This is a genomic window from Sphingobium sp. B8D3B (assembly GCF_025961875.1).
In the GTDB taxonomy this organism is placed as follows: Bacteria; Pseudomonadota; Alphaproteobacteria; order Sphingomonadales; family Sphingomonadaceae; genus Sphingobium.
Window position 1 is genome coordinate 1,611,805 of record NZ_JAOQON010000001.1, and the last position, 23,412, is coordinate 1,635,216.

The 23,412-nt window shown below is 63.9% G+C and carries 23 protein-coding genes and 2 tRNA genes; 14 read left to right on the forward strand and 11 right to left on the reverse strand.

Annotated features, from left to right (window positions below; all coding sequences use genetic code 11):
* Window positions 1-43: 43 nt before the first annotated feature.
* Both gap and tkt read right to left on the reverse strand, forming a co-directional pair.
* Window positions 44-1,054 (reverse strand): type I glyceraldehyde-3-phosphate dehydrogenase, encoded by a 1,011-nt coding sequence (gap, locus tag M2343_RS07520; RefSeq protein ID WP_264576173.1) that lies wholly within the window; start codon window positions 1,052-1,054, stop codon window positions 44-46.
* A 23-nt stretch (window positions 1,055-1,077) separates the two neighbouring features.
* Complete coding sequence (gene tkt / locus M2343_RS07525; RefSeq protein WP_264576174.1) at window positions 1,078-3,045, reverse strand: transketolase; 1,968 nt, start codon at window positions 3,043-3,045, stop codon at window positions 1,078-1,080.
* A 269-nt stretch (window positions 3,046-3,314) separates the two neighbouring features.
* On the opposite strand from tkt, the gene M2343_RS07530 reads away from it, so the two are divergent.
* The 4 genes from M2343_RS07530 to M2343_RS07545 all read left to right on the forward strand — a co-directional run bounded on the left by M2343_RS07530 (window position 3,315) and on the right by M2343_RS07545 (window position 4,899).
* Window positions 3,315-3,563 (forward strand): hypothetical protein, encoded by a 249-nt coding sequence (locus M2343_RS07530; protein WP_181559167.1) that lies wholly within the window; start codon window positions 3,315-3,317, stop codon window positions 3,561-3,563.
* A gap of 3 nt (window positions 3,564-3,566) precedes the next feature.
* A complete protein-coding gene (locus M2343_RS07535; protein WP_264569845.1) occupies window positions 3,567-3,902 on the forward strand; it encodes a cell division protein ZapA in 336 nt (111 codons plus the stop codon).
* A 200-nt stretch (window positions 3,903-4,102) separates the two neighbouring features.
* Window positions 4,103-4,681: a 5-formyltetrahydrofolate cyclo-ligase gene (locus tag M2343_RS07540; protein WP_264576175.1), complete on the forward strand. Its 579-nt coding sequence runs from the start codon at window positions 4,103-4,105 to the stop codon at window positions 4,679-4,681.
* On the forward strand, window positions 4,678-4,899 hold the full coding sequence (locus M2343_RS07545) for a DUF2842 domain-containing protein (protein ID WP_264576176.1): 222 nt from the start codon (window positions 4,678-4,680) through the stop codon (window positions 4,897-4,899). Before M2343_RS07540 ends, M2343_RS07545 begins: the two co-directional genes overlap by 4 nt.
* Window positions 4,900-4,990: 91 nt before the next feature.
* Here the strand turns inward: M2343_RS07545 and M2343_RS07550 are convergent.
* The 3 genes from M2343_RS07550 to thyA all read right to left on the reverse strand — a co-directional run bounded on the left by M2343_RS07550 (window position 4,991) and on the right by thyA (window position 7,308).
* Window positions 4,991-5,067: transfer RNA gene (locus M2343_RS07550), tRNA-Asp, on the reverse strand.
* Window positions 5,068-5,128: 61 nt separating this feature from the next.
* Entirely contained in the window at window positions 5,129-6,208 is a 1,080-nt protein-coding gene (locus M2343_RS07555) for an AI-2E family transporter (protein WP_264577523.1), read from the reverse strand.
* 119 nt (window positions 6,209-6,327) lie between these two features.
* Window positions 6,328-7,308 carry a thymidylate synthase gene (thyA, locus tag M2343_RS07560; RefSeq protein WP_264576177.1) on the reverse strand — a complete coding sequence of 327 codons (981 nt, stop codon included), beginning with the start codon at window positions 7,306-7,308 and terminating at the stop codon, window positions 6,328-6,330.
* Window positions 7,309-7,502: 194 nt separating this feature from the next.
* Between thyA and M2343_RS07565 the strand changes: the two genes are divergently transcribed.
* Window positions 7,503-7,579, forward strand: a tRNA-Pro gene (locus M2343_RS07565).
* Between the two features lie 119 nt (window positions 7,580-7,698).
* Here M2343_RS07565 and M2343_RS07570 read toward each other — a convergent pair.
* Entirely contained in the window at window positions 7,699-7,872 is a 174-nt protein-coding gene (locus tag M2343_RS07570; RefSeq protein ID WP_181559163.1) for a hypothetical protein, read from the reverse strand.
* Between the two features lie 168 nt (window positions 7,873-8,040).
* Window positions 8,041-8,247, reverse strand: coding sequence for a cold-shock protein (locus tag M2343_RS07575; protein ID WP_181559162.1), 207 nt, complete (start codon window positions 8,245-8,247; stop codon window positions 8,041-8,043).
* Window positions 8,248-8,584: 337 nt separating this feature from the next.
* Here M2343_RS07575 and M2343_RS07580 point away from each other — a divergent pair, with 337 nt between their 5' ends.
* Together M2343_RS07580 and M2343_RS07585 are read left to right on the forward strand one after the other, a co-directional pair.
* On the forward strand, window positions 8,585-9,082 hold the full coding sequence (locus M2343_RS07580) for an Lrp/AsnC family transcriptional regulator (protein ID WP_264576178.1): 498 nt from the start codon (window positions 8,585-8,587) through the stop codon (window positions 9,080-9,082).
* A gap of 138 nt (window positions 9,083-9,220) precedes the next feature.
* Window positions 9,221-9,952, forward strand: coding sequence for an HD domain-containing protein (locus M2343_RS07585; RefSeq protein ID WP_264574796.1), 732 nt, complete (start codon window positions 9,221-9,223; stop codon window positions 9,950-9,952).
* A gap of 367 nt (window positions 9,953-10,319) precedes the next feature.
* Here M2343_RS07585 and M2343_RS07590 read toward each other — a convergent pair whose 3' ends face one another.
* Complete coding sequence (locus M2343_RS07590; RefSeq protein WP_264576179.1) at window positions 10,320-12,707, reverse strand: TonB-dependent receptor; 2,388 nt, start codon at window positions 12,705-12,707, stop codon at window positions 10,320-10,322.
* A 386-nt stretch (window positions 12,708-13,093) separates the two neighbouring features.
* Between M2343_RS07590 and M2343_RS07595 the strand changes: the two genes are divergently transcribed.
* The gene (locus M2343_RS07595) at window positions 13,094-14,179 is read left to right on the forward strand and encodes a TauD/TfdA family dioxygenase (protein ID WP_264569838.1); all 1,086 of its coding nucleotides are present in this window, start codon (window positions 13,094-13,096) and stop codon (window positions 14,177-14,179) included.
* 82 nt (window positions 14,180-14,261) lie between these two features.
* On the opposite strand, the gene M2343_RS07600 is transcribed toward M2343_RS07595, so the two are convergent.
* Genes M2343_RS07600 through M2343_RS07610 form a run of 3 tightly spaced genes read right to left on the reverse strand, consistent with a single transcriptional unit; the run spans window position 14,262 to window position 16,388 of the window.
* Window positions 14,262-14,861: a nitroreductase family protein gene (locus tag M2343_RS07600; protein ID WP_264576180.1), complete on the reverse strand. Its 600-nt coding sequence runs from the start codon at window positions 14,859-14,861 to the stop codon at window positions 14,262-14,264.
* 20 nt (window positions 14,862-14,881) lie between these two features.
* The gene (locus M2343_RS07605; RefSeq protein ID WP_264576181.1) at window positions 14,882-15,541 is read right to left on the reverse strand and encodes a cysteine hydrolase family protein; all 660 of its coding nucleotides are present in this window, start codon (window positions 15,539-15,541) and stop codon (window positions 14,882-14,884) included.
* A complete protein-coding gene (locus M2343_RS07610; protein WP_264576182.1) occupies window positions 15,534-16,388 on the reverse strand; it encodes an oxidoreductase in 855 nt (284 codons plus the stop codon). Before M2343_RS07610 ends, M2343_RS07605 begins: the two co-directional genes overlap by 8 nt.
* 168 nt (window positions 16,389-16,556) lie before the next feature.
* Between M2343_RS07610 and M2343_RS07615 the strand changes: the two genes are divergently transcribed.
* The 6 genes from M2343_RS07615 to M2343_RS07640 all read left to right on the forward strand — a co-directional run bounded on the left by M2343_RS07615 (window position 16,557) and on the right by M2343_RS07640 (window position 23,365).
* Window positions 16,557-17,495, forward strand: a complete 939-nt coding sequence (locus M2343_RS07615; RefSeq protein WP_264576183.1) for a ribokinase — start codon at window positions 16,557-16,559, stop codon at window positions 17,493-17,495.
* 138 nt (window positions 17,496-17,633) lie between these two features.
* Window positions 17,634-18,689 (forward strand): LLM class flavin-dependent oxidoreductase, encoded by a 1,056-nt coding sequence (locus M2343_RS07620; RefSeq protein WP_264569833.1) that lies wholly within the window; start codon window positions 17,634-17,636, stop codon window positions 18,687-18,689.
* On the forward strand, window positions 18,682-19,338 hold the full coding sequence (locus M2343_RS07625) for a cysteine hydrolase family protein (protein ID WP_264576184.1): 657 nt from the start codon (window positions 18,682-18,684) through the stop codon (window positions 19,336-19,338). Before M2343_RS07620 ends, M2343_RS07625 begins: the two co-directional genes overlap by 8 nt.
* Before the next feature lie 80 nt (window positions 19,339-19,418).
* On the forward strand, window positions 19,419-20,624 hold the full coding sequence (locus tag M2343_RS07630; protein WP_264576185.1) for an MFS transporter: 1,206 nt from the start codon (window positions 19,419-19,421) through the stop codon (window positions 20,622-20,624).
* A 103-nt stretch (window positions 20,625-20,727) separates the two neighbouring features.
* Window positions 20,728-21,963 (forward strand): CynX/NimT family MFS transporter, encoded by a 1,236-nt coding sequence (locus tag M2343_RS07635; protein WP_264576186.1) that lies wholly within the window; start codon window positions 20,728-20,730, stop codon window positions 21,961-21,963.
* Between the two features lies 1 nt (window position 21,964).
* Window positions 21,965-23,365, forward strand: a complete 1,401-nt coding sequence (locus tag M2343_RS07640) for a peptidase M20 (RefSeq protein WP_264576187.1) — start codon at window positions 21,965-21,967, stop codon at window positions 23,363-23,365.
* The last annotated feature ends 47 nt before the right edge of the window (window positions 23,366-23,412 follow it).

Sequence of the window (23,412 nt, forward strand, 5' to 3'; positions counted from 1 at the left end):
AACATGCCCGGCCCGAAGAAATGTCAGCGGTGTTCCGCAATCCTCAGATCAGGCCAGCAACAACCTTGCTGGTGTCGATCATGCGGTTCGAGAAGCCCCACTCATTGTCGTACCAGCTCAGCACGCGCACGAGCTTGCCGTCGATGACCGCCGTCTCGAGGCTGTCGACCGTCGAGCTGCGCGGATCGCCATTATAGTCGATGGAGACCAGCGGCTCATCCGAATAGCCCAGCACGCCCTTGAGCGGGCCGTTGTCGGCAGCAGCCTTGAGCAGGCTGTTGACCTCTTCCTTGGTCGTGTCGCGCTTGGCGATGAACTTGAGGTCGACGACCGACACGTTCGGCGTCGGCACGCGCACCGAAGAGCCGTCCAGCTTGCCCTTCAGCTCAGGCAGGACCTCGCCCACGGCGCGGGCGGCGCCCGTCGTGGTCGGGATCATGGAGAGCGCAGCGGCACGGGCGCGGCGCATGTCCTTGTGGATCTGGTCCAGCGTGTTCTGATCGTTGGTGTAGCTGTGGATCGTCGTCATGAAGCCGCTCTCGATGCCGACCGCGTCGTTCAGCACCTTGGCGAGCGGCGCGAGGCAGTTGGTGGTGCAGCTCGCGTTGGAGATGACGATGTCGTCGGCGGTCAGCGCATCGTGGTTCACGCCGAACACGATGGTCTTGTCGACGCCCGTGGCCGGTGCGGAAATGACGACGCGCTTGGCGCCGGCGGTCAGGTGCGCGCTGGCCTTGGCCTTTTCCGCGAAGATGCCGGTGCATTCGAGCGCGATCACCACGCCGAGCTCGGCGTGCGGCAGATTGGCGGGGTCACGCTCCGCCGTCACCTTGATGCGCTTGCCGTCCACGACGAGGCTGTCGCCATCGACCGAGACCTCGCCCTTCCAGTTGCCATGCACGCTGTCCCGCTTGAACAGCAGCGCGTTCGACTTGGCATCGCCCAGGTCGTTGATCGCGACCAGCTCGAAATCATGATCGGTGCGCTCCAGCAGCGCGCGCGCGACGAGGCGCCCGATCCGTCCGAACCCGTTGATTGCTACCTTGATCGCCATGTCCTGCACTCCTTAGCTCAAAGTCAAACCAGCGCGGCGGAAACCCGTGCCGCGACACTCTGGGCGTTCAGCCCGAAATGATCGTAAATTTCCTGCGCCGGCGCCGAGAGGCCGAAGCTGTCGATACCGATATTGATGCCATCGGTTCCCGTAATCGTCGCCCAGCCGAAGGTGGTGCCGGCCTCGATCGAGACACGCAGCGCGCCCTGCGGCAGCACCGAAGCCCGGTAGCCCTCTTCCTGCGCCAGGAAGCGCGACATGCTGGGCATGGAGACGACATTGGTGGCGACCCCCTGCGCTTCCAGCAGCTTGGCGGCGTTCACGGCGATCTCCACTTCCGATCCCGTGGCGATCAGCACCACCTTGGGCGCGGTCCCGCTGGTCACGAGGGTGTAGGCCCCCTTGGCACAGAGATTTTCCGAAGCGTCGGTGCGCAATTGCGGCAGATTCTGGCGGCTGAGCGCCAGCAAGGACGGCGTGGAATCCTGCTGCAACGCAAGCGCCCAGCACTCGGCTGTCTCGATGGTGTCGGCGGGACGGAAGACCTCCAGATTGGGGATCATCCGCAGCGACATCACATGCTCAATAGGCTGGTGGGTGGGGCCATCTTCGCCCAGGCCAATGCTGTCATGCGTCATCACATAGACGACGCGCAACTGCTGCAGCGCGGACATGCGGATGGCATTGCGCGCATAATCGGAGAAGACGAGGAAGGTGCCGCCATAGGGAATCATGCCGCCATGCAGCGCGATGCCGTTCATCGCGGCCGACATGCCGAACTCGCGGATGCCGTAATAGACATAGCGACCGCTGTAATCGTCGCGGCTGAACGCGACCTTCTGATCCTTGGACTGGGTCAGGTTGGATCCGGTCAGGTCCGCCGAGCCGCCGAACATCTCGGGCAGCTGCACGTTGATCGCGTCGAGCGCCATCTCGCTCGCCTTGCGCGTCGCGACCTTCTTGGGCTCAGCGATCAGGCCGTCCAGATAGGACTGGATGGAGAAGCCGGCCGGCAGCTTGCCCGCCATGCGCCGCTCGAATTCATCCTTGTCAGAATGGCTTGCAAGGCGCCCCTGCCAATCGGCATGAGCCTTCTTGCCGCGCGTGCCGGTTTCTGCCCATGCAGCCTTCACATCATCGGGCAGCTCGAACGGCGGCAGATCCCAGCCCAGCGCCTCGCGGGTCGCGGTGATTTCGTCCTCGCCCAGCGGCGATCCGTGCACCTTGTGCGAGCCGGCCTTGTTGGGCGCGCCCTGGCCGATGCGGGTGCGGCAGGCGATGAGCGAGGGGCGCGGATCCGCCATCGCTTCATCCATCGCGCGGCGAATGTCGCCGAAGTCATGGCCATCGCAGGCCGTGACATGCCAGCCTGTCGCGGCGTAACGGGCCAGGACATCCTCGCTGGAGGAGAGGCTGACAGCGCCGTCGATAGTGATCTTGTTATCGTCCCACAGCACATTCAGGCGCCCGAGGCCCAGATGACCGGCAAGACCAATTGCTTCGTGATTGATGCCTTCCATCAGGCAGCCGTCGCCCGCGATCACCCAGGTGCGGTGATCGACCAGCGGATCGCCGAAGGTCGCATTGAGATGCCGCTCGGCCATTGCCATGCCGACGGCCATGGCCAGGCCCTGACCCAGCGGACCGGTGGTGGCTTCAACGCCCGCCAGCTCGAAATTCTCGGGGTGGCCGGCGCAAGGGCTGCCCATCTGACGGAAGTTGCGAATGTCCGCCATCGTCGGCCTGGCATAGCCGGACAGGTGCAGCAGCGCATAGATCAGCATGGAGCCATGGCCAGCCGAGAGCACGAAGCGGTCGCGGTCGTGCCAGCCCGGCGCTGCCGGATCGAACTTCAGATAATCCTTGAAGAGCACCGTCGCGACATCGGCCATGCCCATCGGCATGCCTGGGTGGCCGCTATTGGCGGCCTGCACGCCGTCCATGGAAAGGACGCGAATGGCGTCGGCGAGCCGCTTTTCGGTGACTGACATGGGCGAGCGCCCCTTCTTCTTTATCTGGCCCGCAGGCGTGTTGCTCCAGAGCGATCAAGGACCGAAGATGGTCGATGAACGGCCGCGCCGGCGCCGAGAGAACGGGCCATGAGTCGCCGCGCGGTCTCCATGTCGTCTAGCGGCCCGAGCGTCAACCTGCGGGGCGCCCCACAGCCTCAAAGGCAGGGTGATTCTGGCGCCGTCACGCTCAATCCGCAGCTGCGCAACGAGTTTTTGCATTCGCTCGGGAGCGTGATAAGGGTTCGCTCATGGCAAGCAAGGCGATGATGCAGGCGATCGAGCGGCTGGAACGCGCCGTGACGCGCGCCGAGGGACTGGCGCGGGAATTGACCGAGGCGCGTGCGCAGGAAATCGAGGCGCAGCTCGCGGCCGGCAGCATCGAGGACGATGGCCCGCCGGTGGACATCGACCCCTTCTCGCGCGACAAGGCGATTGCAGCGCTGAAATCGCTCGATGCGCTCATTGGCGATCTTCAAAAGGCCAGGAGCGAAGCCTGATCTATGGCAGAAGTACGAATCATGGTCGGCGGTCGGCAGTATGCGGTGCATTGCCGGGATGGCGAGGAAGCGCGTCTGCACGAGCTGGCCGCATTGATGTCCGAGCGGGTCCAGCAGGTCAGCAGCGGCAGTCCCGGGCTGACCGAGGTGCGACAACTGCTGTTCGCAGGACTGCTGCTGGCCGATTCCCTCACCGACAAGGCGCCTGCCCCGGCAGCCGCGCCACCACCGCCCGCCGAACCGGAGGACGAATCCGCAACGCTGGACGCGCTCGATGCGTTGGCCCAGCGGATCGAAGCCTTGGGCGACAGCCTTGCAGCCCAGCTGTCCAACGCCTAAGTAAGGCGGGACGGGTACTGCCCGGTGCGCGCATTAGCGAACATCCCTGAGGCGATAATCACATCCAAGGGGGCTGTCCCTGGCCGGACCCAGGTCCGAACTACATGGTCCCCACCTGACGTTGAGGCGTCAGAGGATTTTCCGGCAAACGGCCATGGCGGTCCCGTCACCCCGCCGGCATCTCGGACAGGACCCAAAGAATGACCGATACTGATCGCGCCAAGCTGCGCTCCTCTTTGCTCGCCCGGCGCTCCGCCTTTGTCGCTGGCCTGCCGCCTTCGGTGCGCACGCTGGCCTTCCGGGTTCTCCCTTCCCCCGTGCTTGCCCGCATGCCGCCGGGCTCGCGGGTCGCCATCTATCGGGCCATGGGCTCGGAAGCGCCCACCGAAGCGCTGATAGACTTCCTCCACGAGCGCGGCTTCAAGCTGTGCCTGCCCCGGCTCGGCAAGACCACCGCCGAGGACATGGAATTTGCCGACTGGTCGCCGGACGACATATTGGTGCCGGGCCAGCTCCGCATCCCCCAGCCGGCCCCGCAAGCCGCCACGGTCACGCCGGACGTGGTGCTGACGCCGCTCGTCGGGTTCGATCCCGCGCTCAATCGCATCGGCCATGGTGCGGGCTATTATGACCGCGCTTTCGCCAAGCTGCCCAACGCGCTGCGAATCGGCATGGCGTGGAGCTGCCAGATGGTCGATGCGCTGCCCATCCAGCCGTGGGACGTGCCCCTGCACATGCTGTTCACCGAGCAGAGCGTCATCAAGGGAGAGGCCGCGTGAACGAGGCGCCGCAACCGAGCTGGCGCAAGCCGGCGGGCATGTTTGCCATCCTCGGCATCATCGCCGTCTGGGCCGCCATCATCGGCTCCTTCTCGGAGCAGATCGCGCGCTGGCCCGGCGCCCTTCAACTCGTCTTCTATGTGATCGTGGGGATCATCTGGATCTTCCCGACCCGGCCCATCCTGGTGTGGATGGAGACAGGCCGCTGGCGCGCCTGAGCGCCAGTTCCAAATCCATTTTATAGAGGCTTGTCCCGCTCCGTTCAGGAGGGGGAAGCCAGCGCGATGCCATTCTCTTCATTGAAGAAAATGGCGCGAGTGACGGGGCTCGAACCCGCGACCTCCGGCGTGACAGGCCGGCACTCTAACCAACTGAGCTACACCCGCGCTTGGCTGAGGAGGGCGCAGGTATAAGAGGGCGCCGGCCCTGTCAACACGCTTCGCGCGATCAATTGCGATATTCTTCCTGCGGGTCCGATGGCACGCTGGTGAGCGTTCCGGACTCGAACAGGAAACCGGCGATATCCGGCTTACCGGCTGCCGCCAGCACCGTCTGGATGATGATCAACAGCGGCACCGCCAGCAGCGCGCCTGCCGTGCCCCACACCCACGTCCAGAAGCTCAGCGAGACGAGAATCATCAGCGGACTGAGCTTCAGGCGCTCGCCGAGCACCAGCGGCGTCACGACATTCGCCTCGATAAGATGCAGCCCGGTCATGATGATCGCTGGCATCAGCGCCCAGCCGACCGTGGAAAAGGTCATCAGCCCGCCCATCGCCAGCAGGATCGCCGCCACGAAGGGGCCGAAATAGGGAATGAAGTTGAGCAGCGCGACGAATCCGCCCCACATGAACGGCGTGGGCATCCCGAACAGGCTGAGCGCGATGGCGACGGTGAATCCGAGCAGCACGTTGATGAGCGCGATGGTGAGCACGTAGCGCGAGGTGGCATCGACGACGTTCTGGATCACCCGTGCGATGGTCAGCGCGCCCGAGAAGCTGCCCCGCCCCTGAATCGTCCGCCGGCGCATGCGCGTCCAGCCCGAGAGGAAGAAGAAGATCACCAGCAGCCCGAACACGACATTGATGACAACGCTCGGCGCGGCGGTGGTCAGCATGTCCAGTAGCGAGCCGGGGCGCGGCACCTCGCCGGGCACCGTCGGCGCCCTGCGGGTTTCCGTGACCAGCTTGAGCAGGCCGTCAATGAAACCCTGCGCCTCGGTATAGAGGCGGATGACCGGCTCCAGCGTCGTCTTGATCTGGCCGATCCGCTCGGGAAGCTGCGCGATCCAGTCGACCGCCGGCACCACGATGAGCACCAGCGCGGCATTCACAGCGAACAGGAAGGACACGAGCGCGATCAGCGCGGCCAGCGGCGACGGGATGCGCCGCCGCTCGAGCCACTCGAGGAAGGGCACGAGGCAGATCGCGATCACCAGCGCGACCGTGAGGGGAAGAAAGAAAGCACCGCCGGCGCGAAGCACGAACGGCAAAGCCAGCAATACGCCCAGCCCCGCGAACAACGCGATCGAGGCAACGAGCCGGTTGCGCTCCCAGGTACTGCGGTCAAAGCGCTCCGCGGACGGCTGATCGCCGGCACTATGCTCTGCAGGCAGATTTTGCTCGTCCAACGGCACCGACAAGCCCCTTAAACCGCGACCGGGGCAGCGATGCCACGTTGCGGCGCATAGTCCTCAACCACGAAGTCCTCGATGCGATGCGCGAAGATGGTGTCCGGTCTGCGCAGGATTTTCAGCTTGGGCGAGCCGGACGGCGTCCGGGAAAGCTGCTCTTCGACCAGATCGGCGTGATTGAGATAGAGATGGACGTCCCCGCCCTGCCAGACGATCTCGCCGGCCTCCAGATCGCACTGCAGCGCCAACATCCGCGTCAGCAGCGCCAGCCCGAAGATGTTGAAGGAAAAGCCGAGCCCCAGGTCGCAACTGCGCTGGAACAAAAGGCCGTTGAGCCGCCCGTTCGAGACATGGAACTGATAGGTCATATGGCAGGGGGGCAGGGCCATCCCCTCCAGCTCGTCGACATTCCAGCCAGTGAAGAGCAGCCTGCGCGAGCCGGGATTGTTGCGAATGGCATCGACAAGCGTCGCGATCTGGTTATGCCCGGTCGCCGCGCGGCGATAAAGCCCCTCCCCGGCCTCCGGCGCCAGCTCATAATGCGGCCAGTTGACCCACTGCCGGCCGTAGACGGGGCCAAGATCGCCCCACGCCTGCGCGAAGGCATCATCGGCCAGAATGCGCGCCTCGAACTCCTCCATGGAGATCATGTCGCCGGTTTCGCGACGGTAGCGATCCAGCGGCCAATCGGTCCAGATATGGACGCCCTGTGCCACCAGAGGGCGGATGCTGGTGTCCCCCGAGAGAAACCACAGCATCTCCCGCGCGGCGACCTTCCAGTAGACGCGCTTGGTCGTCAGCAGAGGCACGGCGTCACCGGCGAGCGAGAATCGCATGGTCGCCCCGAAAATCGACCGCGTGCCCACGCCGGTGCGGTCCACCCGTTCATCGCCCGCATTCCAAATATGCCGCATCAGATCGAGATATTGCTGCTCATAATGCGGCGAAGCGCTCGTTGGCGGCGCAGACTCGGCGAGGGAGGCAGATGAAAGCATGGATCGAGCTTAACCGCGCCGCCGCGCGAGCGCCAGCACATGCCATGTGCCGCCCTGATAAGCGCGACCAAACGATCCCGCAGCCAAGGGTTACCGCACTGTTTGACGATTTCTCGATGCAGCGCTTGCCAGCACGCAAACCCCTGACTATAGGGCAGCGCCTGTCTTGCCGGCGCTTCAAGCGTCGGCCCGGTCGGGGAGTAGCTCAGCCTGGTAGAGCACTGTCTTCGGGAGGCAGGGGCCGGAGGTTCGAATCCTCTCTCCCCGACCATTTAATTTCGCCGTCGGCCTGAGATTAATCGGGCGGCGGACACAATCACATCGCGAAAATCAGCACAAAAACGGCGTGACCCGCAAGCCACGCCGTTTTGACAGACAAGTCCAAACCGCTTAAGCGGCGGCCTGACGCTTCTTGCGCTCGATCTCGATAAGACGGTCCGCCATCTGCTGCCAGGCGGCCTCTGCGCGCAGGCAGCGCTCGCGGACATTGGCCAGATCGGCCTTGCTGGCGGCATCGGCACTTTCCGCCGCGCGGGCGAGATAAAAATCACTGGTCGCTGACATTGCACGCTCCTTGCCGGCTATGCGCGGGGGCCGCGGCGGCCCCAGCGTGAACTCTGATGGGAAGATTGGCGTTTTACCGTCTCCCCTGCCCCGCCCAGAAATCCTTGCGAGAAATCCTTGCGAGGCACACCCCCGACCGGACGAGCCAGCCAGGGGCGAACGTGCTGCTCAGGCTTCTTCGAGCTGCGTTGCCGAGGCCCGACCGCGCTGGTCGGTCGTGATCTCGAACTTCACGCGCTGATTCTTGTCCAGCGTGTGCATGCCGGCCTGCTCGACCGCGCTGATATGGACGAAGCTGTCTTCACCGCCATCGTCGGGTGCGATAAAGCCATAGCCTTTGTCGGCGTTGAAGAATTTGACTGTGCCAATGGGCATGAGATCATTCCTTTTACATAAGAAACCCACCGAAACGCGTGCTCCGGTGGCGCTGGCCGAAGTATCAAAGGAAGAATCCGCTGCAATGGCATCAAAATCCGTCGAGGTGCGACGTTAGCGGATATTAGATGGTGCCGATTGCCCGAAAAGTCAATATTTTGGCATTTTTGCTTGGTAACTTTGGCTATTTTATCGTCATATTTCCGCTCAAACCGCGCGGAGCGTCAACTCGACTTGGCCAATCGAGCGCGGCCACCTCATGCCAGCCATGTTCACGCCAGCGAAGCGATGATAGGTCGGGCGACCACTCATCATCGCGAGCGAACGGCACCAGCGCATGACGGATCTTTCCCGCACCGACCTGAAGCTTCTCCACGAACTGCAGCAGGACGGCCGCATCACCAATCTGGCCCTCGCGGAGCGCGTCGGCATGTCGCCCAGCCCGTGCCTGCGCCATGTCCGGCGGTTGGAGGAAGAGGGCGTCATCACCGGCTATACAGCGATCGTCGATCGCAAGCGGGTGGGCCTTGGCATCCTTGCCTACGTAGAGGTGAAGGTGCCCCAGACGCCCAGCGGCGCTGCCAAGGGCTCCTCTGGCTCCTCCATCATCGAACAGTTCAAGGAGGCCGTGCTGAACGAGCCGGCAATCGTGAGTTGCGTTATCACGGCCGGGCAGTTCGATTTCCTGTTGAAAGTACTGGCGCCGGATATGGATGCCTATGCCGAACTGGCCCAGCGCGTGCTCCTCAAACTGCCGGGCGTCCGCGACATGCGCACCACCTTTGCACTGGACGTCGTGAAGGACAGCCCGGGGCTGCCACTCAACGCGGCGTAATCGACCGCGCTTGACTGCACTACCGACCATATTCACCCCATAATCTGAAAATTTCGGTGCATTAAGATCATTCATGCCCGCATGAAGGTGATAATCGTTCCTTATGAGCGCTACCGCGATTGAATATGGAGAGACCTGATGTGCGATGACCATCCCTGGCCCCAGGAAGGCCGCACCCGCATGATCGTGCCCGCCCCGGTGGGCAGGATCGGCACCGGCATGCCTGACCCGGAGCCGGACCTCATCCGGCAGATGGACGAGAATCACGTCTTCATGATGGGCGACAACCCCGCGCTGCCGCGCATGCCGAAACAGCCCAAGCTGATGGATTTCTTCAAATATCGCTTCAACGATATTGCCATCCGCCATCTGCTGACCAGCGCCAAGCGCGCGCTGGACGATGGGCAGGAAGAGAAGATCGTCCTTGCCTGCCTGCTGCATGACATCTCCAATGGCTGCTTCGTGCGCGCCGACCATGGCTATTGGGGCGCGCAGATGATTGCGCCTTATGTCTCCGAGGAGATCGCCTGGGCCGTGCAATATCACCAGCCGCTCCGCTATTTCGCGGATGAGTCGGTGGGATATGAATATCCGGAAAGCTATGATCGCTTCTTCGGGCCGGACTATGTTCCGCCCGAATATATCCAGCGCGATGCCGAATATGCCCGCAACCACAAATGGTACATGAGCTCGCGGCTAGTCACGATCTACGATTATTACTTCTTCGACCAGTCTCCGCCGGTCGATCCCGAAGAGTTTACCGACATCATCGGGCGGCACTTCCGGGAGCCAGAAGAAGGCCTGGGCTTCGATCGCTCACCCACCGCGCACATGTGGCGCACGATGATCTGGCCGAACAACTTCCTATGATCGGTGCGCAGAGCGGCTAGGTGGCATGGGAGGGGAAAGCCGACATTGTTAAACCCTCTCCCCTTGAGGGAGAGGGATGCGCAGACTTGGCAGCGTGCTGCCTTAGTCGAAGCTGGGAGAGGGGTCAGCGATCCGCTGGATCGCGCGGATCAACGATCCGCCACCCCTCATCCAACTGCGCCTAGCCGCCTATCGGCGGCAAGGCTCCGTATCCTTCTCCCTCAAGGGGAGAAAGTGAAGGTCCGGAATGACGCCCGCCTAATCCCACCTAGCCACAGCGCACACCGCCAAACAGGAGCGGCGCCCTTCCCCGAGAAGAAGAGCGCCGCTGTGTCAGCCTGCCCTTATAAGGCAGTGCCAGTGGTGATCAGAAGTTGAAGCCGACCGAGAAGATCGCCTGCCGGGGCGCGATGTACGTCTCGAATCCTTGCGAGCTGCCATAAGGGTCGGAGAAGCGCGAGTTCACGCCGGTCGTATCGAACACATTGGTAACCGAAGCGCTGAAGTACACCGGCGCATCGTCCAGCGCATATTTCACGAACAGGTTGACCGTGTCGTAGGACGGCGTCTTGTCGTAGAAATCGTCGTTGAACACACGATAGAAGAACTGGCCGCGATAGAGATATTGCGCCCGCGCCGTGAGTTCGCCGGCCCCGAGCTGATCGGTGTAGGTGACCGCAATCGAGCCCTGGAACTTGGGCAGCTTGGGAACCCGGTTGCCGTTGATATTCTCGCGAGCCGCTTCACGCGCCAGCACGGCGGGGTAGAAGTTGCTCCAGAACAGCCAGTCGGGATAGCCCGCCGCCGTCTGCGCTTCGTCGGCCTTCACCGGGTCGAGCGCGAGATAATCCTCGTCGAACTTGCCGCGCAGGAACGAGGCGGAGCCATCGATCTTCAGCTTGCTGGTGACCGCCCAGGCCCCTTCCAGCTCCAGGCCGTAGATATGCGCGCCGGGGGCGTTGGCCGTGCCTTCGCCATACAGGATCGCATCCTCGTCGAGGAACTGCATGTTGCTGTAGTCATAATAGAAAGCCGAGGCGTTGAAGGTCAGCGCATTGTTGAAGAAGCGGTTCTTGGAACCGATCTCGAACGAATTCACCGTCTCGGGCTTGTAGGTCGGTTGAATACCGGTCGCAAAGCCCAGCGACGAGGAGCTGTTGCCGCCTGCAGCCGAACTGTTGATGCCGCCCGGTTTGAAGCCACGGGTGAAGCTGGCATAGAGCAGATTTTCCGGCGTGATCTTGAAGTCCAGCGCCACCTTGCCTGTCCATTCCGTCGTGCTCAGGCCGTCCGTGGGGGTCGGCTGGAGAAAGGCGCCGGACGTGTAGCTTGCGGTGTCGCTGTTGCTGGCTCCCTGACCGCTATATTTGTCGCTGTTGTAACGGATGCCTGCCGTGAGGCTGAACTGCGATGAGAAGTCGTATGTGCCCTGCACATAGGCCGCCCAGGCTTCACGCTTGATCGACGACAGTTCCGCATAAGTGAGATTGTCGACCAGCGGGTCGTTATAGGGCGTGGTGACCGGCAGGACCGGCGGGACGAGGTTGTCGTCACTGCCGCGATATTCAAGAATATACTGGTCGTTGGTCGACTGCAGATACACCGCACCGGCGATCCACTGGAACGGCCCCTCGTGCGTGGAGGAGATATTGAACTCCTGCGTCCAGCTCTTGGTGTTGCTCTCCCACATGGCCACGTGGTCGTAGCGGGTGCCGCCGAAGGTGAGCGGGCTGTAGGTCAGTGCCTCGAAGAGGTCGGCCGTGAGGCCGTCCGCATCCCAGCTCTGCTCGCTGTGGACCTTCTGGTAGCTGGTGATCGACTTCACCGTCGCGAAGCCGGCATCAAAGGCGACCACGCCGTAATAAAGCTCTGTGTTCACCACCGACCGACCGGGATAATCCTGCGTGAGGCGCCGTGGATCGGGCTCAGGATCGAACACGTTCTTCTGCGCCGTGCCATGGGTATTGCTGCGGTACTGAATGGTGTTCAGGCTGACGGAGATGCTGTCAGTCGGCTCCCACAGCAGGGCCGCCTTCCAGCCAGTCTCGTTGGCGTCATCCAGTTCATATTGGCCGAAGCCGACGACATCGGTCGCCACGGCGTAGCCATCGTGCTTCTGGTGCTGCCCGGCGACGCGCAGGGCGAGCGTATCGCCCAGCGGCACGTTCACGCCGGCATTCATCTTCAGCATGTTGTAGTTGCCGATGCCGATCTCGCCGTTCGCGCTGGATTCGCCCAACACAGGCTGGCGGGACACGACGTTGATCGTGCCGCCCGTCGAGCCCTGACCGAAGGTCGTGCCCTGCGGGCCGCGCAGCACCTCGACCTGGGCCACGTCGATAAACGCCGCATTGGCGGCGATGGAGTTGAAGATGTAGACGCCATCGACATGGTAAGAGACGCCAGGCTGCGTGTTGGTGTTCTCCGGCGTTTCCGATCCGATGCCGCGGATGGTGATGATGCGCTCGGCGCCGCCGCTCTTGGCGACCACGAGGCCGGGCACCGAGCCGTTGAGGCCGGTCACATCCGTGACGTTGGCCATGCTCAGCGTCTCTGCGGTCACGGCGGACACCGAGAGGTTGGCGCGCTGCAGGCTCACATCCACCTTGGAGGCGGTGATGACGATCTCGTCGCCATCATGTGCGCTCGCGCTATCCGCAGGCGCTTCCTGCGCGAAACCTGCGCTGGTCATCAGCGCGGCCATCGCCGCACCCGCCATGAAATATCCGTATGTCTTTCCTAGTCTGTCGCTCATTGTCGCGGTCCCCTTCTCGGCCTGACCTCGCGGCTCCTCTCCGGCGATTGCTCCGGCCCCGGTTTTCCCTGAGTGCCGCTGAGCCTGCATTGAGCCAGTTTTGGGGAACTTAATCTTGAGGCGGGGCGCAGAACTTGTTGATGCAAATGCGCCATGCTGCATTGCAACACAGTCCGGGCGGGTGCTTGGGCTGCGCGCTCTATATAAGAAGCATCGCCACCGGCTGGTCGGCGCGAATGACCGCGATGCGCCCAGGCGCACGTTTGATTCGCGCACCGGACACTAATTTTGCATGTGCTGCCAAGACGGGAAGAAAGGGACGCTTTAGTCAGGCAGGATCAGACCCAGACGACGATAATGGCCTTGCAAGAGGAGCCGCGCTGACCATGTCCACAACGACGACCATAGCCCTGGAACCGGTACGGACCGACGCTGCCTGGCGCGGCGATACGCTGTCCCAGTCTCAGGATTGGATCTACCGGCTCTCGGAGGATCAGGTTGCCGAACTGGAAACGCTGGGCACCCGGTTCGTAGAGGCCAATCCTGACCTGCGCTTCGTCTCCAAGCAGGATTATCCGCTGGTTGCCTGCGCCGACGCTGCCGCCGAATGGGGCCGCGATGTCGATTACGGCCGAGGCTTCGTGCTGGTGCGCGGCCTGCGCACCCATCTCTACTCGGACGCGCTCTCGGCGGCGATCTACTATATTCTGGGCCTGCACATGGGCGATCCCATCCGCCAGAACGAAATGGGCGACCTGATCGACCATGTCTACGCGACCTCCGACAAGACCATGGACGATCCCACCGCCCTCTCCTCCAAGGTGCGGGACAAGCTCGTCTACCACTCGGACAGCTCGGATATCGTGGCGCTGATGTGCCTGCGTCCGGCCAAGGAAGGCGGCGCATCCTGCCTCGTCTCGGGCGCGCAGATCTACAATGAGATCCTCGCCCGCCGGCCCGACCTGGCGCCCCTGCTGCTCGAGCCGTTCCATTGGGACTGGCGGCGGCAGGACCATAATGCCCCGGCGAACACCTACACCTCGCCCATTATCAGCATGGAAGAGGGCGTGTTCAGCATGTACGCCGGGTCGCTCTATATCCTCACCGCGCAGGACTATCCCGAAGCGCCGCGCCTGACGCCCGAGCAGATCGAAGTGCTCAAGCTGTTCGACGACATCACCTATGAGCCGGGCATGGCCATCGAGATGGATTTCCGCCCCGGCGACATCCAGTGGCTTTCCAACTATGCCGCGCTGCACGCGCGCACATCGTTCAACGATTTCCCTGAACCGCAGCGCCGCCGCCACCTGCTTCGCCTGTGGCTGCACCGGGATTCCGGACGGCCCGTGGTCGAGAATTTCGGCAAGAACGGCGTCGTGCAGCACCGCGAGAAGCCGCGCGACGGCGGTGAGGAGCATCCGGACGCACGATTCACCGTCGGCGCGATTTCCGTCCCCCGGCTGCTGTCCTGACCTGCCTGCTTCTCCCGCAAACATGAAGAAACCCCGGAAAGCACTGCTTTCCGGGGTCTTTTATTGCCGAAAGACGGGACGATCAGACCGCGGGAAAGCCCCCTGCAAAGGCGAAGTCGGCCACGGGCTTGCGGTCAGAGGGCTGCTCGCGCTCGCGCAGACCTTCGGGCAAGGTCGATGCATCGCCAATGCGCCCTACCGCAACGGCCGCCTCGATGCGAAAGTCTTCCGGCACGCTCAGCTCACTGCGGACCTTGTCGAAGTCGACTCCGGTCATGCCGTGCGTGTAAAGCCCGCTGAGCGTAGCCTGCACAGCGAGCATGCCCCATGCCGCGCCAGCATCGAAGGAATGGCTGTGCGATGCGGATTTCGGCGTGCCGTCCGGATTTCGCATCTGCGTGTCGGAAAGGATGATGATCAGCGCGCCGGCGCTTTCCGCCCAGCTCCGGTTGAACGGAATCAGCAGATCGAGGAACCGCGTCCAGTCCGCCCCGTCGCGCACGGCGTACAGGAACCGCCAGGGTTGCGCGTTGAACGCCGACGGCGCCCAGCGCGCGGCTTCGAACAACCGCAGCAACTCGCTTTCCGCCACCGCGCTGCCATCAAAGGCGCGCGGAGACCAGCGGCGGGTAAAGATGTCATCGATCTCGTGGTGGGTCGTCCTCGAGCCAGGGTCAGTCATATGTAAGCGTCTTCCTTGCTTTACAGCATGTTGATGATGGACGTGCTCTCGCGCACGTCCGCGAAATTGAGGCGCAGGTTGAGGAGCGCCGCCTCATGCTCCTCATCCGTCACGGCGGCCATCGCGTCCAGCGCGGCAATGACCTTGTAGCCGCGCATATAGGCATCGCGCGCGGTACTTTCACAGCAGACATTGGTCAGCGTTCCGGCGATGACCAGCATCTCGATCCCCCGCTCGCGCAATTGCGCCTCGAGCCGGCCGGCGGGACAGGCGAAAGCGCTATAGCGATATTTGTCGAGCACCATATCGCCCGTCTCCACCGCCATGTCCGGATGCAAGCCATGCGCCGGATGCCCGGGCGTCAGGGCCTCCATGGCGGCCGGCACATGGGGATCGGCCCGGTCATATTGCCAAGGTGCCATGGCGAGCGGCGGCTCCTCCGAGACGCTCTGCCGGGTCCAGATGATCGGGCAGCCGGCGGCTCGCATCGCCGTGACGAGTCGGTTGACTGCCGGGATGATGTCCATCCCGTGCGGATTGCCGAACACCGCGCCGGGAGCCAGAAAGGCCGTCTGCATGTCGATCACAACCAGCGCAGTCCGCTCCGGAACGATCGCCGAAAAGCTGTTCAGATAGCGCCCGCGCTCGATGGCCCATGCCGGCAGGCGGCTGTCATGCATCGGCGCTTGCCATCTCCTCGGCCGGGTAGGCGATGGAGAGGGAATAGTCCTTCCAACGCTCCATCTCTGCGCGCAGCAGATCGGTCTGCCCTTCGGCATAATGCAGCGCATCCTCACCCAGCAACAGGTGCATGGGCGGCTGCGGCGCGTCCAGCGCGGCGAGGATGGCGGCAGCAGCGCGGACCGGATCGCCCTTCTCCTTGCCGACGCCTTCCTTGAGCGACTGGCGGGCGAAATGGGCCGAGCCTTCATAGTCGGCGATCATCCGGTCAGCGAGACGCAGCGATCCGCCCGCGAAATTGGTGCGCAGGCCGCCCGGCGCGACATTGGTCACCTTGATGCCGAGCGGCGCGACCTCCTGCGCCAGCGTCTGCCCGATGCACTCCAGCGCATATTTGCTCGCCCCGTAGATGGACGTACCCGCCCAGGGCGCCAGGCCACTGACGGAGGTGATGTTGACGATATGCCCCGCCTTCCGTGCGCGCATCGCCGGCAGCACCGACTGGATCATCGCAATCGCACCGAAGAGGTTGATGTCGAACAGCGCGCGCGCGTCATCCAGCGTGATTTCCTCGACGGCACCGATCAGCCCGTATCCGGCATTGTTCACCAGCCGGTCGACACTGCCCATGGTCTCCTCTGCGAGCGCCACGAGCGCGGCCGGCGCGGCCGGGTCGCCGAAATCGAGGCCGTGCGCAAAGGAGCGGCCCGGTGCCATCGCCGCGAACCGGGCACACGCCTCGACACTGCGGGAGGTGCCGAAAACCTGGTCGCCCCGGTCGAGCGCGGCCTGAGCCAGCGCTTCGCCGAGACCGCCGCCAATACCTGTGATCAGCCAGTTCACCATGCGTCATCTACCTTGTTGAGAGTTGCTGCGCCCTGTGTACGCCCGTGGCAGCGCAGCGCTTTGCAAGGCAGACCGCAATTGTTGTCAGGGAGCGCACGCCGGCGCGCGGCGCATTGTGACGGGGCGCCGATCATGGTTGGGAGCGAGGCAGTTCAGAAGGAGGCCGGCATGGCGGTGGTGGTAGCAGGATCGATCAATGTGGACCTGATCCAGTCCGTGGATGCCCTCCCTCGGCCCGGCGAAACGGTGCTTGCCTTGCAGTCCGAGCGCCTGCCCGGCGGCAAGGGCGCGAATCAGGCCGTCGCCGCGGCGCGCGCGGGTGCGCAGACGCGGATGATCGGGGCGGTGGGCGCAGACGAATCCGGCGTCTGGATGACTGAGCAGCTCGCCGCCGCCGGTGTCGACACACGCGCGGTTACCGGAATCGAAGGAGCGGCGACCGGCACCGCCTACATCACCGTCGACAGCTCCGGCGAGAACCAGATCATCGTGGCGTCCGGCGCCAACGCCGCCTTGGCGCCCGCCATGGTCGATACCGTGGCAGACGCCGATATCCGCGTGGCTCAGCTGGAAGTACCAGTCGAAACCGTCGCGGCGTTCTTCGCAGCCTCACCGGGAAAGCAGGCGGTGCGAGTCCTCAATGCGGCCCCTGCGGTTCTGGAAGCCAAACGCCTGTTCGCCTCGACGGACGTGCTGATCGTCAACCAGCATGAGCTGGCCGTCTATCTCGGCCGACATGAGGAGCGAGCGACGCCGCAGGCCGCGCTGGCGGCCCGAGCGTTGATCAGCCGGGACGATCAGCTCGTCATCGTCACGCTCGGCGCATCCGGTTCGGTAGCGGTGCGGGCGGGCAGCGCTGTGCATGTTCCGGCCTTTCCGGTCGTGCCGCGCGACGCCGTGGGCGCGGGTGACTGCTTTGTCGGCGCGCTGTGCGCCATGCTCCATCGCGCCGGCGACGCTCGGCCAACGGACGAGGCCCTGCTGATCTTCGCCAATGCCGCGGCCGCCCTATGCACGCAAAAGCCCGGCGCCGTGCCCGCCATGCCACTGCGTAGCGACGTGGAAGCCTTCATCGCCGCCCATCCGAACGAGGGCCGACCAATATAATATGCGCGAATGATCAAGAACGGATCGGTCGGCGCGATAAGGTGGGCGTGCCAATAAGGTCACGGGATTGAGATTATGAGCGAGATTACGCCGACGCCCTTCGGGTTGCCCTCCGACACAGGAGGAAAGGATTTGGGCGTGTTCCTTCCCATCGCCAACGGCGGATGGATCCTCTCGAAAAACAAGCCGCACATCGATGCGTCCTACAGCTACTGCCGCGATGCGGCGGTGCTGACGGAAAAGCACGGGCTGGATTTCGCGATGGCGATGGCCAAGTATCGCGGCTTCGGCGGCGAGACCGAGCATTGGGACTATCAGCTCGATTCCTACCTCACCATTGCCGGCGTGGCGGAAGCGACCAGCCGGGTGAAGGTGTGGGGCACGGTTCACACGCTCCTGCAGAATCCAGGCGTTGTCGCCAAGATGGTCGCCACGCTGGACCAGATCAGCGGGGGCCGCGCCGGCCTCAACATCGTCACCGGCTCCTATAAGGATGAATTCGCGCAGATGGGCGCGTGGCGCGACGATGTGAACCATGATGAGCGCTACGACCTCGCTTATGAGTGGATCCAGGCGATCAAGGCGCTGTGGACCGGCGAAACGGTCACGAAGGAGGGCAAATATTTCTCGCTGGAGGATTGCCGCTCGCTGCCGACGCCCTCCACCCGCCCCTTCCTCGTCTGCGCCGGCACCTCCGGCAAGGGCATGCGCTTTTCGGCTGACGAGGTGGATGCGATCTTCCTCTCCGGCGGCACACCGGAAGAACTCAAGACCGCCAGCGAAAAGGCCAAGGCCGTGGCTGCCGACATCGGCAAGCCGATCCGCACCTATTCGATGATGACGCCCGTGTTTGGCGAGACCGATGCGGAAGCGGAAGCCTTTGCGCAGTCCATCCGCGACGGCTTCGACGAAGGCGCGCTGCACGGCATGATGCGCGCTTATGGCTTCCTCGACAGCGAGATCGGCAAGGAAAACGACTTCACCCGCAAGAGCCGGGCCGGCTTCATGACCCCCCATGTCATCGGCACGCCCGAGACGGTCGTCGAGAAGCTCACCGAACTGTTCGAAGTTTCCGGCACGGACGGGCTGATGCTGATCTTCCCGGATTACATGAAGGACATCCCGATCTTCGGCGAGCGTGTCCTCCCGGTGCTGCGCGAGCGCTTCCCCGGCAAGGTTCCGGTCCATGCCTGACGCGGCGCTCGTGGACATTCCCCACGTCGCCGCCAGCGATCTGGCGGGGATGATCGCGCCCGAGCGCACCGCGCTCGTGCTGGTGGATATCCAGAACGACTGGGCCGCCCCCCAGGGCCTGCTCGGGCAGCATGGGGTGGATCTCTCCGCACCCCATGCTGCCATCGACAAGGCCGAGGAGCTGGTCGCCGCGGCGCGTGCCGCTGGCGTCACGCTCGCCTTCGTGCGGGTGGTGACGACGCCCGAAACCGATTCCGAGGCGCTCAAGACCTTCTACACGCGTCGCGGCGAACCCGGCGGACAGGTCATCTGTCGCAAGGGCTATGGTGCTGACTATTATCGGCTCTTGCCCGAGCCGGGCGATATCGAGGTCGAGAAGGTTCTCTACGATTGCTTCCACGGCACCGACTTTGAGGCCCAGCTCACCGAGCGCGGTATCGACACGTTGCTGATTACGGGCCTGAGCACTGACTGCTGCGTTGACGCCGCAGCCCGCTCGGCCTTCCACCGCAATTTCAATGTGTTTGTCGTATCGGACGCCACTGCCGCCTATGAGCCCGGACTGCATGAAGCGACGCTCAAGGTGCTCAGCAAGAACTGCGCCCTGATGGTCACCACGCAAGCCGCCAAAACGGCCTGGACGCTATGACCCCGCCGCCGGCGATCGCCCTCGACGCCGCGAACGGCCCTCTCAGCGAAGCTCCCGCACTGAACAAAAGCAGGACCGGCGTGCTGATCGCCGCCACGGCGGGCAATGCGCTTGGCAAGACCGCCACGGTTCATGCAGTTTTCGGCACCTTCCTCGTGCCCCTCTCTCAGGAATTCGGCTGGGCGCGATCGAGCATCTCTATGGTGCTGGCGATCCTCGCCGTCGTGAGCGCCTGCATCTATCCGCTTGCCGGCCGCTATGCCGATCGGCACGGCACCCGCAACATGGTGCTGCTGGGCAATGTGCTGTTCGCCCTCGCCGTCGCCTGCCTCGCGCTCACCAACGGCAATCTGATGCTGTTCTACCTCAACTTTCTGGCCATCAGCCTGTTCGGCTCGCTGCCCGCGACCTCGGTCTTCTCGCGCCTGGTCGCGGAATGGTTCGACACCAACCGCGGCACTGCGCTTGGCGTCAGCGCGGGGCTCGGCAACGGCATCGGCTCGGTCTGCGTGCCGATCATGACCGCGCTGATCGTCTCCACAGCCGGCTGGCGCGCGGGCTATCTGGGGATCGGCGCGCTGATCCTGTGCGTCGGCTTTCCGATCTTTTTCTTCCTGCTGCGCGATGCACCGCGCCCGGCAGCGCCGAGCAACCCATCAGAACCAGCGGCCCCCATCGTGGACGGCATGACCTTGCGTCAGGCGATCGGCACCGCGCCGTTCTGGCTGATGCTCATCGCCATCGCAGCCGGTGGCGGGACCATGATCGCCGTGCTGAGCCATGTCGTGCCCATTCTGGCGGATCGTGGCTATGGCCTGGGCACTGGCACCGCCATCGTCAGCATCTTCGCGCTGACCGGCTCGCTCTGGCAGATTTTCACCGGGCGCGTGCTCGACAAGAGCCGTGGCCCGCGCGTGGTCGTGCCGATGTATGCGCTCGCCATCGTTGGCCTGCTGCTTCTCGAATTCTCACCCTTCGGCGCCCTTCTGCCCGTTGCCGGCCTGTGTCTTGGCATTGCGCTCGGCGCCCAGTTCGGCGCGCTGCCTTACTTCATCGCCCAATATTTCGGGTTGCGCAGCTTTGGCGTCATCATTGGCGTCATGTATTCCGCCGTCATCGGCGCGCAGGGCATCACCCCGGTGCTGATGGACCTGAGCTACGACATGATCGGCCATTATCGCGCGGCAGTGGTCGTCGCGGTCGGCGTCATGGCCGTCGGCAGCCTGCTGCTTTTTCTGCTTCCGCCCTACGCCGCCAGCACCAGGTCGTCTGCTCCCGCCGAATGAGACGGACGGCGGCTCGCCAAGCGAGAGGACGCCCCACGTCAAGACACCGGCACACCCAAACCGGCATCTTCCAGGCACTTACTCCAGATAGGCGAGTCGCTGCATGACCTATGAAGGACGGAAAAAATACCTGGCGCTGACGGCGTTCTGCCTGCTGTTTTTCATGCTGAACGCCTTCACCTTCAACGGGCTTGGCGTCGTGCTTCCCTATATGGTCGAGGAGATGGGCTGGCCCTGGGCCGTCGCTGGCCTTGGCTTCACCTTCCTGGGCGTGGCGTGCGGCTTGTCCAGCCTGGCACCCGCTATCTCAATCCGGCGTCTGGGCGTTTCCCGCACGATGATGATCGGCGGCGCGCTTCTCCTCATCGGCTTCACCTGCCTGGCCGTCACCAAAACGGCGATGGTCTATTTCATCGGCACGGCGTTCGCTGGCGTCGGCTTCTCCATGTGCGGGACCACGGGCGGCGTGAACGTCATTTCCCACTCCTTCGAGAAGCGCTCGACCGCCATGGGCGTGTACTTCACCGCTGGCGGCATGGGCGCGGTTGTGGGGCCGCTGATCGCGTTTTCAACGCAGGCGATCACCGGCGAGTGGCGCCATTACTGGTGGACGGCCGCCATTGCTGCCGTGCTGCTTTCGATGTTCGCTGCCCTCGTCACCAGCGACCGGCCCGGTGATGCCGACGTCGCGCCCAAGCCCCGGAAAGCCATGGCGACTGACGGCTGGACGGCACGGGCCGCGATGCGCACCGCGCAATATTACATCGTGGTCGGCGTCTACACGTCATTCCTGCTGATCAACACCACCGTCCACGGCTTTGCGGTGAAGCATCTGACCGAGACCGGCCTGACCATGGGTGCGGCCGCCACCGTGATGAGCGGCATTGCCCTCGTCAGCGCCGCCGGATCGATGATCGCCGGCATGGCGGGCGAAAAGATCGGCGCGCGCGAACTCACCTTGCTCTCCATCACCTCCACCTCGCTTGGTGTGCTGGCGCTGATGATCGGCGGCAATCTGTTCGTCGTCTCGCTGGCGGTGATCGGGCTGGGTGTCGGCTTCGGCTTCAGCTACGTCAGCACGGCCATGTTAATGCTCAACCTGTTCGGCAAGCGCGCCAATCTCGAGCTCTATTCGACGATGAGCCTGATCTCGACCGCTGCCGCCATCGGCCCGGCGCTGGGCGGCGTCATTCGCGACGAGACGGGCGGGTTCTCGCTTGTCTTCCTCGGATGCGCCCTGCTCGGCTTCATCTTCGTCGGAGCCTTGCTCTTGCTCCGCACGCCGGAGCTCCCCCAACAAGACACAGCGGAGGATGCCGAGCCCGCCTTGGCAGCATGACATGACCCAAGCCCAGCCCAAACCCGCTCCGATGTTCGCCAATCCCGCCACGGCTCCCTATCAGGTGACCGAAGCCGAGAAGGACGCGCTCGCCGCCGCCATCGATTCCGATGAGTTGGTCACCCTCGCCCTTGAACTCGGCAACATTCCGAGCCGCTCACGTGAGGAAGCCGCCGCCGCGCAATATGTCTATGACTGGATGGATCGCGAAGGCTTCCAGCCCCGCCGCGCCGGCGCCACGCCCGAGCGACCCAACATCATCGGCGAGTATGGCGGCTTGGGCACGGGCGCCAACCTGCTCTTCACCGCCCATCTCGATACGGAAAGCCCGAGCGGCGACCTCTCGCAGGACAAGTTCCGCTATCGCGAGAGCACCATGCGCGATCCGGAATGGACGCAGTGCTGGCTCGATGAGGATGGGCGCTTGCGCGGCTTCCCCATCTCCAACGATCGCGGGCCGATGGCCTGTTTCCTGATGGCGGCCAAGGCGCTCAAGAAGGCGGGCATCGGCCTTGCCGGCAAGACCTGGCTCACCGCCTGCCCCGGCGAGATCGGCCCCGAGCCAATCGAGGAATTCTCCGGCATCGACTATCTCGGCAAGGATATCGGTGCGCATTATCTGTTCCACCATGGCGGCGTCGCGCCCGACTACGCCATTGCCGCCGAGGGCACGGATTTCGGCCTGACCTGGCAGGGCTGCGGCTATGCCCTCTTCCGCGTACGCATCTTCGGCACGGGCATGTTCACGCCGATCCTGGAAACGCCGGAGACCGTCGCCCAGCACCTCAACCCCATCTACAAGCTCGGCCCAGTGATCGACGCGCTCCACCAATGGGGCCGGCAGTGGGAAGCGCAGGGCGTGTTCGAGACAGCCGGCGGCCTCTCCCTCCCCAAGACGCAGATCGCTTCCGTGCGCGCCGGTGCGCCGACCGATTATGGCGCGGGCACCGAAGTGTGCGCCGTCTATGTGGAAGTGTGCCTCGCACCCGGGCAAAAGTCGGCGCAGGCCTATCACCAGATCGTCGCGGCCATGCGCACGCTCGATCTGGACAGCTTCGATGTCGAGCCGATGGTGGTACGCCATGGATTTGTCGCCGATGCGGACGAAGTCGCCCCGCTCGCCGGCGCGGTGGATGCCGCTACGCGCCTCGCTCGGCAGGCGCCAGTGGAGCGCGCGCATCCGGTCTATTCCAGCATGTGGCGCGACCATAATGTGTTCAACATGCAGGGCATTCCCGCCATCACGACCGGCATGCCACGCTGGCGCCCGGCACCCGAGGATCTGCACTCCAGCGCTCTCATCTATGCACTGACCATGCTGGCCGTATGCGGACGCTCCGAGCAAGCACCAAATTCTGCTGCGATTTCATCTGTTTATGGGGGCAGGGATGACCCATTCTGAAACAGCCGCCGCGTGATGGATTGACCGGGCTCTCTCAGGCGCGCATC